Here is a 14,310-nt window from a genome sequence, read left to right on the forward strand (position 1 = left end):
ACTCCTCTAATTTACTAAAACGCTTTGGAATCACTCGCTGAACTTCACGCCCTTAAAAGCGGCGTAGTCCGGCGCTGCAGCCTCATCCTCGGCGGCAGGGGCCGGGGGCGGGTCGAGCTTGAGCTGGCTCTCGTCTTGTGCCCAGAACTCCTCGCTGGTCTTTTCATCCGCAGGAGCCTCATCCTCAGCATCCACATCCGCTGCAGCGGGCTGTGCCTCGGCGATCTCCTCGGTCACAGCGGCGGCAGTGGTATCGGCGGCTGCAGCCTCATCCTCGGCAGGAGCATCCTCAGCGGGCTCCTCCTTCTGGAACTCAGGCAGGCGGCTCAGAGACTCAACATGGCTGCGGTACAGGTTCAGCACATCGGACTTGAAGCGGGTCACTTCCAGCCGGACGCGGTCATACTCGCGCTCCTGGGCAAGCTTTTTCTCGTTTGCCTCGTTGATGATCTCATCCGCGCGGTCACTGGCTTTTTGCAGCAGCTCGTTGGCATCACGGATAATATCATCACCGCGCAGATTTGCGCGATGCAGGATCTCTTCCGACTTCTGGTTTGCTTCCCGGATGACATTCTCACCCATCCGCTGGGCATTGATCAGCGCGCTCTTGAGCATATCGCCGTCAGCCTCGTAGCTCTCCATTTCCTTGTGCAGACGCTGATTCTCGGCAGTCAGCTCAGCGATCTGGCGGCGCAGCTCCTCAGCCTGATCTTCATCCTGCTTCAGCTGCTCCTCTACTTTATCCAGGAAACGGTCCACCTCTTCGGTCCGGTAGCCGCGGATGTTCTTTTCAAACTGTGCAGCACGCACATCCTGCGGGGTCAGCATAGTGGTTTCCTCCCTTTTCATTCAATATTGAAAAAACTCGATGATCGATCGGTCTTTTTTGCTTTTTCCGGGCAGGGCCGTCAGGCCAAAGCGCCCCTTTCCGCGCACCGTGAACACATCACCCTCATACACCGGGGCGTGGGCACTCTCTGCAGGCAGGTGGTTGATCTCCACCCGGCCCGCCGCGATCCACTCACACGCCTGCCCGCGGCTGCAATGGAGCATGGCCGCAAGCACAGCGTCCAGCCGCAAAGAGGACACGGTGGCTGTCTGCGTTTTGCGCTCTGCCTGCGGGAATTCGGGTACCTCATCCAGCGAAAGCAGCGTGGCGGTGACCTCTGTCCGGCCCACCTGCAGCAGTTCCCGGCAGATGAGCTCCCCCGCCGTTTCCAGCGCAAAGACATAGGCAGTGCCCGGCGTATCGGCCGGGAGCACAATATCTCCCAGCGCTTCCCGACGCAGCTCCAGCCCCATCAGGCTGCCCAGATAATCCTTGTGACTCGGCAGTGCCGCCCCGGAAAGGGTGCGGCAGGTCAGCTTCACACAGCACAGCGGGCTTGCAGGGTAGCAGCCCTCCGGCTCCAGGCAGAGCAGCTTCCGCTCTGCTCCGGGCCAGCCGCCCTCAAAATGATGGTCGCTCTCCGGCACATCGGCACGGTTCAGCGCCGCGCGGGCCAGATCCTGTTCCCTGTCGCTCAAAAAGCCGGAGTAGCGGGCAATGCCGCGTCCCTCGGCCGCGCGGGCCAGATCTTCTACATGCCGCATCAAAAAGCGCTCTTCATCGGTGCGGGCGGGCACAAAGCCCCGCACTGCCCTGGGAGCAGGATCAATAGAACGCGCCATTGTTCTCCAGCTCGTCCAGCAGATCGCCCATAATGTCCACGTTGTACGGGGTAATGATGAAGGTGCTGTTGGCAACGCGCTTGATCTGGCCGTTGTTGGCGTAAGCCACACCGGACAGGAAATCCACCAGACGGCGGGAAACTTCCTTGTTGGTAGACTCCAGATTCAGCACGACCGTGCGCTTGTTGTTCAGGTGGTCTGCAATGGTGCTGGCATCCTCAAAGCGCTCGGGCTTTACCAGAACGACCTTGAGCTGGGTGGTGGCGTGGATGTTGACCACCTTGTTCTTCTTCTGGGCACCCTCCACCGGCTCTTCCTCTGCATCGTCCATGCCAACGCCGAGACCGCTGTTGTTGTTCACCATCTGGGGGCCATCGTCGATGTACTGATCGTCGTAATCGTCCTCACCGCCGAAAAGGCCCTTTTTGAGACTATCCACGAAAGACATAGTATCTGCTCCTTTCATTCGGGCAGCCGCAGCTGCCTGGCGCCTTTTGCAAAAGAGATGCAAATAGCTTTTACTATTATCGGATTTTTTGCCGCAGATGTCAATAACTACAAAAGTTTTCCATCATACAAATTTTGTCCGGAGACAATAATCTCGTCATAAAGCCGAACCTGACTAACAGAACCAGCCGTTCCGCTGGGCAAAACGATGAGGTCATTGCCATCCGTGATCTGCGGGTGGGCATCGTCCACAGGGTCGATGCGGCAGAAGCGGGCCAGGTTGCCGTACTTCACATACACGCCGGGGATGTAGTTCTCGCCCTGACCCTCTGCCTCGGAGCCGTCCTCCTTGAGGTAGTGCACCGCAGCAGCAGGCACCCGCAGGCCGGTGTTGCGTCCCACGATGATTTGGGCATCGGCACAGTTCAGCCGGAGCACATCGCCGTTGATGATCTCGCAGGAGAGAACGAAACGTGCAATGTCGTTTTCCGCATCAATGTTCACCTCGCTGACCTTTGCCTTGAGGGGCGTCTCCACCTGACCGGGAAAGCGGATCTCAACGCTCTTGGTCAAGGGTTTGCCGTCCCTGCCCAGCAGCTTTTCCGCCTGTTTGGCCGAGCACACCCCGGCATAGTACCAGGTAAAGCCCGAAACGATCTTGCCTGCGCAGCCGTCCAGCGCGATCTCCGGGGAGGACTCAACGTAGGCTTTCAGGTTGGCTGCATCCAGGGCAAGGATATCGGCAGAACCTGCGTTCAGCCGCCCGGAGCTGGAGCTGCGGATGAAATAGCCCGTCTGCGGGGCCGTGATCTGGGACGGATTGCCCAGCTGGGACTGCACCGTGGCGGCCTGCTGGGTCAGCGCGGTGATCTGGTCGGAAAAGCTGGCCACCTCGCCGGTGATGACCCAGAGTTTGTTCTGGGCCAGAATGTAGTTTTCCTTCTCCGCATCGGTATCCTCGTAGTCCCCTGCATCCAGCGAATTCATCAGGTCGTACAGAGCAGCGGAACGGTTCTTGCGCAGGGATTCCAGCTGCACCGAAGTGGTGTTCTGGGAGCGCTGCAGCAGGTCGATCTGGTCATTGATCTGGGTCAGCTGCTGGCGCAGGGTGGCCTGTGCTGCATCGCTGTAGATCTCAGCCACCGCTGTGCCTGCCGAAACACGTTCGCCGTCTGCCACCAGATACCCCAGCGTGCCGCCGCCCGCAACGTAGCTTTCCTCGAACAGGAGCACGCCCTCGGCATCCACGGTGTCCTCCACCGTAGCCAGCAGGGCGGTCTCGTAGGTATTGGGCGGAAACAGCACCTGCATTGCCTGATAGCCCACATACAATGCCGCCAGCAGCAAAAACACGATAACGACAGCGGCCAGCGTTTTCAGTGCGCCAGAGATGCCCTCGCGGTTCTCTTCCTGCATATCGCTCATCCTTTCGCTAAAAATTCATTTGTGAGACGTGCGGCCTGTTCCCGGACATCCGGGGCCGAGGCATCCAGCCAGTGGATACCCTCCATGTGGCGGAACCAGGTCAGCTGGCGCTTGGCATAGTTGCGGGAAGCCTGTTTCAGCTTCTCCACACAAGGGGCAAGCGCGCTCTCCCCCGCAAAGTAGGGGAAGAATTCTTTGTATCCGATGGCCTGGGCCGCCGTCTTATAAGTGTCCCGGTGTTCCCACACACGTTTTGCCTCGTTCAGCAGATCCTGCTCCATCATCAGATCCACCCGCAGGTCGATGCGGCGGTAGAGCTGGGCGCGCTCCGGGAAATCCAGCCCAAGGATCAGAGACCGGTAGGGCTTTTCGGGCGGGAGTGAGTCTGCTTTCTGCTCACTGAGCTTTTTCCCGGTGGCGCGGTAATGTTCCAGCGCCCGCAGCACCCGGACATGGTTGTTCGGATGGATGGCCGCCGCCGCTTCGGGGTCCACCGCCTGCAGCTCCGCATACATGGCTTCCGGACCCTTTTCATTCAGTTCCGCGGCCAGCTGTTCCCGCAAACCGTCCGGCGTTTTCTCAGCAGCAAAGCGGACACCATACAAAAAGCTCTGGACATAGAGCCCGGTGCCGCCCACAAGGATGGGCAAATGTCCTCTGCCGGAGATCTCATGCTCCAGCGCTCCGGCCAGCGCGGTGAAATCCGCCACGCTGAACGGTTCATCGGGCTGCAGGATATCCACCCCATGGTGCGGAATGCCGCGAGTCTCCTCGGGGGTCACCTTAGCGGTGCCCACATCAAGCCCTTTGTAGATCTGCATCGAATCGGCGCTGATGATCTCACCGCCGAACTGCTCGGCCAGTGCAACACCCAGCGCGGTCTTGCCGGAAGCCGTGGGGCCGACCACGGCCAGCACCGGGTGCTTTTTGTTACACGATCCGTCCAAACTGTTTTTCCAGCTCCTTCCGGGTCAATTTAAGAACACAAGGCCGACCATGGGGGCAGAAGGGCGGCACCTCGCCCGAGAGGATCTTTTCAGCCAATGCCATCAGCTCCTGCGGGGAGGTCTTATCCCCCGCCTTAATGGCCGCGCGGCAGGAGATGGAATGGAGCACCCACTCGGTCTTTTCGCTCAAGGCATCGCGGCTGCCTTTGGAGAGCTTATCCGCCAGCTCCACCAGCAGATCCTCGGCGCTGCCCTGTTCCACATCCGCGGGCACAGAGCGCAGGAACACGCTGTTGCCGCCAAAGTCATCGATCTCCAGTCCTGCGCTTTCCAGCAGCTCAAGGTTGGAGAGGAGGGCAGTCTTTTCCTCCGCCGACAGCTCCACCACCAGCGGCTCCAGCAGCAGCTGGGCCGGAACATCCCCATAGTTTGCCGCCAGCTTCTCGAAAAGCTGGCGCTCGTGGGCAGCGTGCTTATCAATGATGCAGATCTCCTCCCCGCGCTCGGCAAGGATGTAGGTCTTGAAGATCTCACCCACATAGCGCAGAGGGGCAGGGCCTTCCTGCACGTCAAAGCCCAGCTGTTCCGGCGTGTCCTCTGCAGCAGAGGTCTGCTGCGGAGCCGGGGCGGCAGGCATTTCCTCCTTGGGGGCAGGATCCCATGCCGCCATGTGGTCCTGATGTTCGGGCAGATCTGCACTGTCCGGTTCAATGTCCAATGCACCTTCCCCCAGCGCTGCGGCAAAGGCGGGTGCTTCAGGCTCACTCACCGTGGGAGCTGGTGCCGGGCTGTGCAGGGTGGCATCCTGCCGGATGGGCAGGCCCGATGCAACCGTTGTCCAGCTGTGCTCTGTCGGCTTTTCCTCGGAAGTGCCCGGCACAGGCAGGATATCCGGGTGGCTTGCAGTTGCCGGACGGGACAGCGGTACTGCTGCCGGTGCCGGAGTGAAGCTCCGGAAGCTCCGCTGGGGCTGAGGGGTATGCTCATGGAGCGTTCCCGGCTCAGCCTGGCCCGGAATGATGGCAGAAAGCCCTGTAAAGTTATTCTTCTTTACATCATTTTCTGCCGCGTTATCATTTATTTCCGATTTGTTGGATTCTTCATCTTTTTTATCCTCTTCAAAGGCGAAACGCCGCTCTCCGGTGCCCGGTTGGGCCAGTGCCAGCTTGACAGCGTGATAAACGAGGTCAAAGATATCGTTTTCCCGGGCAAAGCGTACCTCAGTCTTGGCCGGGTGGACATTGACATCCACAAGGTCAGCGGGCATTTCCAGAAGCAAGATTCCTCCAGGGAACTTGCCCTGCATCGTGGTGCCTTTGAACGCTGTTTCCATGGCTGCCATCATGGTGCGGTTGCGGACATAGCGCCCATTGATATAGAAATACTGCATACTGCGGCTGGCGCGGCAGCTCCTGGGCTGGGTGATGAGGCCCCACACCCGGTAGACCCCCTCCTGATTGTCCAGCTCCATGAGGTCACGGCTGAATTCCCGGCCCAGCACCGCGTAGGCGGCACTGCGCAGCTTGCCGTCACCGGGGGTGACATACTGCAGCTTACCCTCCCGGACAAACTTGAAGCTGACCTCGGGGTGGCTCAGGGCCACATGGGCCACAATATCCGCCACAAAGGTACCCTCACTGGAATCCTTTTTGAGGAACTTCATCCGGGCCGGGGTGTTGTAGAACAGATCCTGCACCCGGATGGTAGTGCCCACGCCGCGTGCACCGGGCTCCAGCGGATAATCCTCGCCGCCCTCGATGCGGTAGACGGAGGCGCACTCGTCGTTCTCAGTACGGGTCAGTACTTCTACCCGCGCCACGCTGGCAATGGAAGCCAGCGCTTCTCCACGGAAGCCCAGGGTGTGGATATGGTTCAGATCATCCTCCGTCCGGATCTTACTGGTGGCGTGGCGGATGAATGCCGTGGGGATATACTCTGCTTCAATGCCCGAACCGTTGTCGCTGATCTCGATCAGCTTCACGCCGCCTGATTCAATGGTCACGGTGATCTGGCTTGCCCCGGCATCGATGGCGTTTTCCAGCAGCTCCTTCACCACGGAAGCAGGCCGCTCCACCACCTCACCGGCTGCAATGAGCTCTGCCGTGTGCTTGTCCAGAACATGGATGACTGCCATATTCGTTCCCTCCCCTGTTTTTTAGGATTTTTCAGGAAATCAGCCGTTCAGGCTGCCCTTCAAGGTCTTTTTCAGCTCGTACAGGAAATTCAGCGCTTCAATGGGGGTCAGCGTTTCCACATCCAGCGCATCCAGTTTTTCCAGCACCTCGCTGGGCACTGCGGGAGAATTATACTCCTGCAGCGCATCAAAGTCCATCTGCTCCACCTTGTTCTTGGGGGCAGTGGCTTCCAGTGCGCGCAGCACCTCGTGGGCGCGGCGGGTCACGGTGCCGGGCAGACCGGCCAGCTTTGCCACCTCGATGCCATAGCTGTCATCGGCAGGGCCGCGGACGATGCGGCGCAGGAAGGTGATGTCCTCACCCCGCTTTTTCACCGCAATGTTGTAATTTTTCACGCCGCTGATGGTGCCCTCAAGGTCCGTCAACTCGTGGTAATGGGTGGCAAAGAGGGTTTTGCAGCCCAGTCCCTTGGCAGGGTCGCTGATGTGCTCCACCACGGCGCGGGCAATGCTCATGCCGTCAAAGGTGGACGTGCCGCGCCCGATCTCATCCAGCACCACCAGACTGCGGGAGGTAGCGTTCTTCAGGATCTCTGCCACCTCGGTCATCTCCACCATAAAGGTGGACTGACCTGCCGAAAGGTCATCCGACGCACCGATGCGGGTAAAGATGGCATCCACTACACCCACATGGCACTCTCTGGCCGGAACAAAGGAACCGATCTGTGCCATCAGGGCAATCAGCGCATTCTGGCGCATATAGGTCGATTTGCCCGCCATGTTAGGGCCGGTGATGATGAGGCAGCGATCTTCGCCGCAGTTCAGGGTGGTATCGTTGGGTACGAACAGACTGCCCTTGAGCATCTGCTCCACCACAGGGTGGCGGCCCTCCACGATGGTCAGCTGGTCGCTCTCATCCACAGCGGGGCGGCAGTAGTTGTTTTCTGCTGCCACCTGAGCCAGAGCGGCCAGCACGTCCAGCTCTGCTACGGCGTTGGCCGTACGCTGGATGCGGTCGAGCTGGGCACCAATGCTTTCCAGCAGCTCATTGAACAGCCGGTGTTCCAGAGCGATCAGCCGCTCGTGAGCACCCAGGATCTTATTTTCCAGCTCCTTGAGCTCCTGTGTGATGTAGCGTTCGCCGGTGGTCAGGGTCTGCTTGCGGATGTAGCTCTCCGGCACCTGTGCCTTATAAGAGTTGCTGACCTCGATGAAATAGCCAAACACATGGTTATAGCCGATCTTCAGCTTGGGGATGCCGGTCTCCTGCCGCAGGCGGGTCTCGAGCTGAGCCAGCACGCCCTTGGTGTTATCGCGGATGGAACGCAGCTCGTCCACCTCAGGGTGGTAGCCCTTGGCAATGACGCCACCATCCTTCAGGGTAGAGGGTGCGTCAGGGTCCACAGCGGCATAGATCTTGTCCTTGATATCGCTCAGCGGGTCGATCCTGGAGACGATCTCGCTGAGTTCGGCGCAGCCGCAGCTTTCAGCCTGCTGGCGCAGGCTGGGCAGGCGCTCACAGGTCTGTGCCATGGCATAGATCTCTTTGGGCGTGGCCGAGCCGTAGACCGTGCGGGTCATCATACGCTCCAGATCAGCGATGTAATGCAGTTCTTCGATCAGATCGCCGCGCTGTACGGTCTGATTGACCAGGCTTTCCACAGCATCCAGACGGTGGTTGATGGCATCGCTGGAAAGCAGCGGCTGCTCAATCCAGGTGCGGAGCAGCCGCTTGCCCATGGCAGTGCTGGTCTTGTCCAGCACCCAGAGCAGGGTTCCCCGCTTCTCGCGGCCCCGCAGGGTCTCGGTGAGTTCAAGGTTGGCCCGCGTCACAGGCGAAAGCTGCATATACTGGGCTTCGTTGTAGCTGATGACGGTCTTCAGGCGCTCCACACCTTTGATCTGGGTGGTGTGCAGGTATTCCAGAAGTGCGGCCATGGCAAACCGCACCAGACCTTTTTTATCAATAGAGGTCGTCTCATCCCAATTGCGGCCAAACTGGTTTTCCAGCGAGATGGCCACCAGACCCGGGGCGTAGCGTTCCTCTTCCACCAGCTCCACAGAGCAGGTCATATTCTTTTTGATATAGCCGGTCAGCTCACGGCAGTCCAGCATTCCGGGATTCATCAGCACCTCGCTGGGATGGTAGCGGCAGAGCTCCGCGATCACGGCAGGCACGATCTTCTCCCGTTTCAGCTCGGTGATGTGGGCCGTGCCGGTGGAAACATCGGCAAAACAGATGCCCGCCGCATTTCCTTTCAGAAAAATGCTTGCAATGTAGTTGTTTTTGTCATCCTGCAGCATACTGCTCTCGATGACAGTGCCCGGCGTGACCACCCGGATGATATCGCGCTTGACCAGTCCCTTTGCCTTGGACGGGTCCTCCATCTGCTCACAGATCGCCACCTTGTATCCCTTGGCGATCAGGCGGGCCACATAGCCCTCGTAGCTGTGGAAGGGCACGCCGCACATGGGGGCACGCTCTTCCATGCCGCACTGCTTGCCCGTCAGGGTCAGGTCCAGCTCCCGGGAGGCGGTCAGCGCATCGTCAAAGAACATCTCGTAAAAGTCGCCGATGCGGTAAAACAGGATCTCGTCCTTATACTGCTTCTTGATGTCCATATACTGCTGCATCATGGGCGACAGTTCTGCCATAATCGTTCACCTTTCCTGCGGGCTATGCCGCTTTGCTTCTTTCCGTCGGTTTGCAGTAAGTAACTGCGAATGGAAGGAAAACGCGGCCTGCGATTTGCAGCCGCGTTCTCATTTTACCTGTTAGTGGCAGCCTCCGCAGGTGGAGCAGCTGCCGGTGCAGGATTCACTGGGCTCCTGCACGGTCATGGGGTCGCCGCCGTTCATTGCGGTGTTGATGATGGCATCAATGTAGTTGACCAGGTTCTCGCAGTCGCGCTTTGCCTCGTTGTAAGCAGTCATACCCTCGTCAGCCATGATCTTGCCGTACAGGTCGTTGACCTTGGTGTTCAGCTCGGCGATGCGCTCATCACTGCGCTCGCTCTTGCTGATCTCGTTGTTCAGATCCATGCGGGCCAGATTGAACTCCCCGATGAGATTCTGCAGCTCCTCATCCTTGTCGTTTGCCTTGCGGGCCTGATCCAAAGCCAGGTAACGGGGGTCAGTCTGCAGTGCCATGGCGGCGCGCTTGAACAGATCGATGCAATCCATAATCAAAAATCTCCTTTGATGTGTTTGTTTTTATAGTTATATTATCATTGAGGCCGGTGTGCCCCGGGATCACGTTTCCAGTTCGCCCAGCAGGACAGTGGCGCGGGCACCGGTCAGGTGCACCTGTGCGTAGCTGCCCATCAGGGCGGGGTCAGCGGCAAACTCCACGGTCAGGTTGTTGTCCAACCGGCCGGAGAGGGTTCCGTCGCTGCGGCCATAGCCTTCCACCAGCACCCGGACAGTCTGGCCCACCTGCTGCCGGACCAGATCCATTGCGATCTCGTCCTGCACCTTGAGCAGGCGGGTCATCCGGTCAGTTTTTTCCGCGCGGGGGGTGGGGTCGGGCATTTCCGCTGCCTTGGTGCCGGTGCGCTTGGAGTAGATAAAGGTGAACAGCTGCATGTAGCCGACTTTCTTCACCAGTTCCAGCGTGTCCTGGAAATCCTCCTCCGTTTCCCCGGGGAAGCCCACGATGATATCGCTGGAGAAGGTGATGCCGGGCACCTTTTTGCGGGCGTACTCGATCAGCTCCATGTACTGCCCGATGGTGTAATGGCGGTTCATCTTTTTCAGCAATTCATCCGAGCCGCACTGCACCGGCAGGTGCAGGTGCTTGCACAGGTGGGGCTGGGCCGCAATGGTATCGATCAGCTTGTGGCTGGCATCCTTCGGGTGGCTGGTCATAAAGCGGATCTGGTAATCGCCGGGCACAGCGCAGAGCAGATTGAGCAGATCAGCAAAGTCCACCTGTTCCTCCAGGCCCTTTCCGTAGCTGTTCACGTTCTGGCCCAGCAGAGTGATCTCCTTGTATCCTGCTTCCACCAGCCCCCGGAACTCCGCCAGGATATCGCCGGGCTTGCGGCTCTTCTCACGGCCCCGCACATAGGGTACGATGCAGTAGGTGCAGAAATTGTCGCAGCCGTACATGATAGGCAGCCAGGCGCGGAACTCACTCTCGCGCCGGATGGGGATGTTCTCCACGATGACCGGGCGCTGGGCAGGCTCCATCAGCACGCGCTTATGCTTCTGCAGCTTCTGAGCAATGAGCTGGGGCAGCGTATCGATGCCATCCACGCCAAAGACCAGATCGACATAGGGATAGCTCTTGCGCAGCTTTTCCACCACATGTTTCTGGTTGGCCATACAGCCGCACAGGCCGATCATCAGGCCGCGCTTTTTCTCCTTCAGGCCCTTCAGTGCACCCACATTGCCGAACACGCGCTGCTCGGCGTGCTCACGCACGGCGCAGGTGTTGAAGAGGATGAGGTCTGCATCCTCGGGCTTATCGCACAGGCCGTAGCCGATATCCACCAGCACGCCCTTGATGCGCTCGCCATCGTTGACGTTCTGCTGACAGCCATAGCTGTGTACAAAGGCCAGCGGCGGGGTGTCGTAAGCCGCACGCACCAGCTCCGCAGCCGTTTCGTTGTGTTCAAAGTTAATGTATTCCAATAAAAACCATCCTTATTTTTCAAAAGCTCTTTTTAGTATACCCTCTTTCTGCCATAAGGGCAAGTGGGAAACCGCAAATTTCAGAATCCTTCGGGGCAATTCAGCCTTCTGCCTGCTTTTTGGCGCATGCTTCACACAGGCCGAACAGCACCACAGCGCAGTCCTGCACCACAACATCCTTCTGGCGGCGCACCAGCCTCATCACCTGTTTCTCATCCACATCGGCATCCACTACGCCACCGCAGGCTGTACAGTAGAGGTGGCTATGCCAGCACAGGGTGTGATCAAAACGATCCGCCCTGCCCGGAATGGACACCCGGCGCACCCTGCCTGCCTCCACCAGACTGTTCAGGTTGCGGTAAACGGTGCCCAGGCTCAGGCCCGGGCACTCCGGGGCCGCCTTATCAAAGATCTCTTCGGCGGTGGGGTGGTCGCAAAGTTGCTCCACGGTGCGCAGCACCAGCTCCCGCTGTTTGGAATAACGCATCTTCCTCTCTCCTTCTCTTCCCTTTATACGTTCTCTTCGCCCTTGATCCGCGCCCAATATGCGCGGGAGGCCTGCTCGTTCTTGTTTTCTCCAAAGGTGTAGTATTTTGTATTCTTGAGCACATCCGGCAGATATTGCTGCTCGACCCAGTGGTTGGGGTAATCGTGGGCATACTTGTAATTCTGGCCCTTTACCAGCGCATCCTCGCCGTCATAGTGCTTGTTCTGCAGCTGGCGGGGAATGGGCCCGGTGCGCCCGGCCTGCACATCCGCAATGGCGGCGTTGATGGCATCATGGGCACTGTTGGATTTTGGGCTGGTCGCCACCAGCACAACTGCATCCGCCAGGGCCAGCCGCGCTTCGGGCAGGCCCACCGCGTTGGCGATATCCACCGCCGCCTTGACGATGGGGATGATCTGCGGGTAGGCAAGGCCCACATCCTCGCAGGCGCACACCATGAGCCGACGGCAGGCAGAGGGCAGATCCCCGGCTTCCAGCAGCCGGGCCAGATAGTGGAGCGCTGCATCCGGGTCGGAGCCGCGCATGGATTTCTGGTAAGCCGACACGATATCATAGTGGTCATCGCCGTCCCGGTCGTACCGCATGGCAGTGCGGCGGGTGACCTGCTGGATCATGTCCAGCGTGATGTGTTTTCCCTCCGGTTCGGGAGCCGCCGCCGTCACTGCAAAATCAAGGCAACCCAGTGCCTTGCGCAGATCGCCGCCCGCGCTCTCGGCAAGATAGGCACAGGCATCGTCCTCCATCCGGATGGGCGTACCCTCGCTCTCTGAAAGCTTTTTCAGGGCGTTCCGCAGCCCCTGCTCCACATCTGCAGCTGTCAGCGATTTAAACTCGAACACGGTGCAGCGGGAAAGCAGTGCATTATAAATGTAAAAATATGGGTTCTCAGTGGTGGAGGCGATCAAGGTCACAGTTCCGTCCTCAATGCACTCCAGCAGGCTTTGCTGCTGCTTCTTGTTCAGATACTGGATCTCATCGAGGTACAGCAGGATGCCCCCCGCCCCGGCCAGTGTGCCGATATCCTTGAGCACTGCCTTGATATCCCCCGTGCCGCAGGAAGTGCCGTTGAGCTTGTGCAGCGTCATGCCGCTGTTCTCGGCAATGATGCGGGCCACGGTGGTCTTGCCAGTGCCGGACGGGCCGTAAAAGATCATGTTGGGGATGCGGCCGCTCTCGATGGTGCGGCGGAACACCCGCCCCGGGGCCAGCAGATGCTGCTGGCCGCAGACTTCGGCCAGCGTTTTGGGGCGCATACGCTGCGCCAGCGGTTCATTCATCGGGCGTTCCCTCCTGTACTGCCCTGCTGTTCTGCATGGGCCTTATATAAAAATAGTATACCTCATTTTTACACGAACAGCAAGAGCAATAATGAAAATCATTCTCAGATGGATGCCACAAACCCCATTTACAAAAAAGTCGAAACATGCTATTATCATAGTACATTTACGGGAAACGAGGGGTTCAGATGAAGAAAGCTGCTGCGGCAGAAGATCTCTCTGCCAAAAAGGAGCTGGCGCTCCAGGTCATCGACCGGCTGAAAACAGAATATCCGGATGCAGCCTGCACGCTGGATTACGACCACGCCTGGCAGCTGCTGGTCAGTGTCCGGCTGGCGGCTCAGTGCACCGATGCCCGGGTGAACATTGTGGTACAGGACTTGTTTGCAAAATACCCCAATGTAGCAGCGTTGGCTGCGGCAGAGCCCGATGAGATCGAAGCCATTGTCAAGCCCTGTGGGCTGGGCCGTAGCAAGGCCCGGGATATCTCGGCCTGTATGCGGGTACTGCGGGATAAATACAACTGCAAAGTGCCCACCACCTTTGAAGAGCTGCTGGCACTGCCCGGCGTGGGCCGCAAGAGCGCCAACCTGATCATGGGTGATGTGTTCTGCAAGCCCGCCATCGTCACAGACACCCACTGCATCCGGCTGTGCAATAAAATCGGACTGGTGGATGGCATCAAGGAGCCGCAGAAGGTGGAGATGGCCCTATGGAAGATCATTCCGCCGGAGGAAGGCAGTGACCTGTGCCACCGCTTTGTGATGCATGGCCGTGCTGTCTGCAATGCCCGCAAACCCGAATGTGAAAAGTGCTGTCTGAACGACATCTGCCGGTACGCGGCAGAAAATGCCGTTCCCACAAAAGAAACCAAGGAGGCTTCTGTATGATCACTTTGTCTATCCTGATTGTCCTTGCCCTGATCTGCGCTCTGGTGGGCGTGCTGATGGGCCTGTTCTCTCTGATCGGCCTGCTGGCTTCCCTGCTCGTGGGCGTGCTGGTAGGCGCTCTGGCCGGTCACATCGCCAACCGCTTTATGGGCACCCAGACCTCCACCGGCCGCAACATCGTGCTGGGCATTCTGGGCAGCTTTGTGGGCGAGTTCCTGTTCGGCCTCATCGGCATCCATGCCACCGGCAGCATCAGCTCCTTTGTTATCTCGGTACTGGGTGCCTGCGTCTGCATCTGGGTGGATAACCGACTGTTCCACGATCGTTGACCGGTTTTCTCTGGTTGTTTGTCTTTGCTCTCCCCTCCGGGAGAGCT

At 58.9% G+C, this 14,310-nt stretch carries 13 protein-coding genes; 2 read left to right on the top strand and 11 right to left on the bottom strand.

Going from position 1 to position 14,310, the window contains the following annotated elements; all coding sequences use genetic code 11:
- Positions 1-30: 30 nt before the first annotated feature.
- The 11 genes from GXM22_RS07910 to GXM22_RS07960 form a co-directional block, all read right to left on the bottom strand.
- Positions 31-828: a DivIVA domain-containing protein gene (locus GXM22_RS07910; RefSeq protein WP_099357179.1), complete on the bottom strand. Its 798-nt coding sequence runs from the start codon at positions 826-828 to the stop codon at positions 31-33.
- A gap of 21 nt (positions 829-849) precedes the next feature.
- Entirely contained in the window at positions 850-1,671 is an 822-nt protein-coding gene (locus tag GXM22_RS07915; RefSeq protein WP_005934373.1) for a YlmH family RNA-binding protein, read from the bottom strand.
- Entirely contained in the window at positions 1,655-2,119 is a 465-nt protein-coding gene (locus GXM22_RS07920; RefSeq protein WP_035394461.1) for a cell division protein SepF, read from the bottom strand. The genes GXM22_RS07915 and GXM22_RS07920 overlap by 17 nt, the downstream gene beginning before the upstream one ends.
- 107 nt (positions 2,120-2,226) lie before the next feature.
- Positions 2,227-3,534, bottom strand: coding sequence for a biotin/lipoyl attachment domain-containing protein (locus tag GXM22_RS07925; protein WP_242651660.1), 1,308 nt, complete (start codon positions 3,532-3,534; stop codon positions 2,227-2,229).
- A 5-nt stretch (positions 3,535-3,539) separates the two neighbouring features.
- Positions 3,540-4,460, bottom strand: coding sequence for a tRNA (adenosine(37)-N6)-dimethylallyltransferase MiaA (miaA, locus tag GXM22_RS07930; RefSeq protein ID WP_005934381.1), 921 nt, complete (start codon positions 4,458-4,460; stop codon positions 3,540-3,542).
- Positions 4,461-4,473: 13 nt separating this feature from the next.
- Complete coding sequence (gene mutL, locus GXM22_RS07935) at positions 4,474-6,624, bottom strand: DNA mismatch repair endonuclease MutL (protein ID WP_005934383.1); 2,151 nt, start codon at positions 6,622-6,624, stop codon at positions 4,474-4,476.
- A 39-nt stretch (positions 6,625-6,663) separates the two neighbouring features.
- Positions 6,664-9,279 carry a DNA mismatch repair protein MutS gene (gene mutS / locus GXM22_RS07940; protein WP_005934384.1) on the bottom strand — a complete coding sequence of 872 codons (2,616 nt, stop codon included), beginning with the start codon at positions 9,277-9,279 and terminating at the stop codon, positions 6,664-6,666.
- Positions 9,280-9,399: 120 nt separating this feature from the next.
- Positions 9,400-9,807: a YlbF/YmcA family competence regulator gene (locus GXM22_RS07945; RefSeq protein WP_005934385.1), complete on the bottom strand. Its 408-nt coding sequence runs from the start codon at positions 9,805-9,807 to the stop codon at positions 9,400-9,402.
- 69 nt (positions 9,808-9,876) lie between these two features.
- A complete protein-coding gene (gene miaB, locus GXM22_RS07950; protein ID WP_005934386.1) occupies positions 9,877-11,259 on the bottom strand; it encodes a tRNA (N6-isopentenyl adenosine(37)-C2)-methylthiotransferase MiaB in 1,383 nt (460 codons plus the stop codon).
- A gap of 100 nt (positions 11,260-11,359) precedes the next feature.
- On the bottom strand, positions 11,360-11,746 hold the full coding sequence (locus GXM22_RS07955) for a Fur family transcriptional regulator (RefSeq protein ID WP_005934387.1): 387 nt from the start codon (positions 11,744-11,746) through the stop codon (positions 11,360-11,362).
- Between the two features lie 23 nt (positions 11,747-11,769).
- Positions 11,770-13,044 carry a replication-associated recombination protein A gene (locus GXM22_RS07960; protein ID WP_005934388.1) on the bottom strand — a complete coding sequence of 425 codons (1,275 nt, stop codon included), beginning with the start codon at positions 13,042-13,044 and terminating at the stop codon, positions 11,770-11,772.
- 188 nt (positions 13,045-13,232) lie between these two features.
- Here GXM22_RS07960 and GXM22_RS07965 point away from each other — a divergent pair, with 188 nt between their 5' ends.
- Both GXM22_RS07965 and GXM22_RS07970 read left to right on the top strand, forming a co-directional pair.
- A complete protein-coding gene (locus tag GXM22_RS07965; protein ID WP_005934391.1) occupies positions 13,233-13,934 on the top strand; it encodes an endonuclease III domain-containing protein in 702 nt (233 codons plus the stop codon).
- Positions 13,931-14,263 carry a GlsB/YeaQ/YmgE family stress response membrane protein gene (locus GXM22_RS07970; RefSeq protein ID WP_005934393.1) on the top strand — a complete coding sequence of 111 codons (333 nt, stop codon included), beginning with the start codon at positions 13,931-13,933 and terminating at the stop codon, positions 14,261-14,263. The genes GXM22_RS07965 and GXM22_RS07970 overlap by 4 nt, the downstream gene beginning before the upstream one ends.
- Positions 14,264-14,310: the final 47 nt, after the last annotated feature.

It is taken from the genome of Faecalibacterium duncaniae (genome assembly GCF_010509575.1).
In the GTDB taxonomy this organism is placed as follows: Bacteria; Bacillota; Clostridia; order Oscillospirales; family Ruminococcaceae; genus Faecalibacterium; species Faecalibacterium duncaniae.

Coding starts and splice junctions, on each gene's coding strand:
- GXM22_RS07910 (WP_099357179.1), bottom strand. CDS start 828: ATGCTGACCCCGCAGGATGTGCGTGCTGCACAGTTTGAAAAGAACATC.
- GXM22_RS07920 (WP_035394461.1), bottom strand. CDS start 2,119: ATGTCTTTCGTGGATAGTCTCAAAAAGGGCCTTTTCGGCGGTGAGGAC.
- mutL (WP_005934383.1), bottom strand. CDS start 6,624: ATGGCAGTCATCCATGTTCTGGACAAGCACACGGCAGAGCTCATTGCA.
- GXM22_RS07955 (WP_005934387.1), bottom strand. CDS start 11,746: ATGCGTTATTCCAAACAGCGGGAGCTGGTGCTGCGCACCGTGGAGCAA.
- mutS (WP_005934384.1), bottom strand. CDS start 9,279: ATGGCAGAACTGTCGCCCATGATGCAGCAGTATATGGACATCAAGAAG.
- GXM22_RS07970 (WP_005934393.1), top strand. CDS start 13,931: ATGATCACTTTGTCTATCCTGATTGTCCTTGCCCTGATCTGCGCTCTG.
- GXM22_RS07915 (WP_005934373.1), bottom strand. CDS start 1,671: ATGGCGCGTTCTATTGATCCTGCTCCCAGGGCAGTGCGGGGCTTTGTG.
- GXM22_RS07960 (WP_005934388.1), bottom strand. CDS start 13,044: ATGAATGAACCGCTGGCGCAGCGTATGCGCCCCAAAACGCTGGCCGAA.
- GXM22_RS07945 (WP_005934385.1), bottom strand. CDS start 9,807: ATGGATTGCATCGATCTGTTCAAGCGCGCCGCCATGGCACTGCAGACT.
- GXM22_RS07925 (WP_242651660.1), bottom strand. CDS start 3,534: ATGCAGGAAGAGAACCGCGAGGGCATCTCTGGCGCACTGAAAACGCTG.
- GXM22_RS07965 (WP_005934391.1), top strand. CDS start 13,233: ATGAAGAAAGCTGCTGCGGCAGAAGATCTCTCTGCCAAAAAGGAGCTG.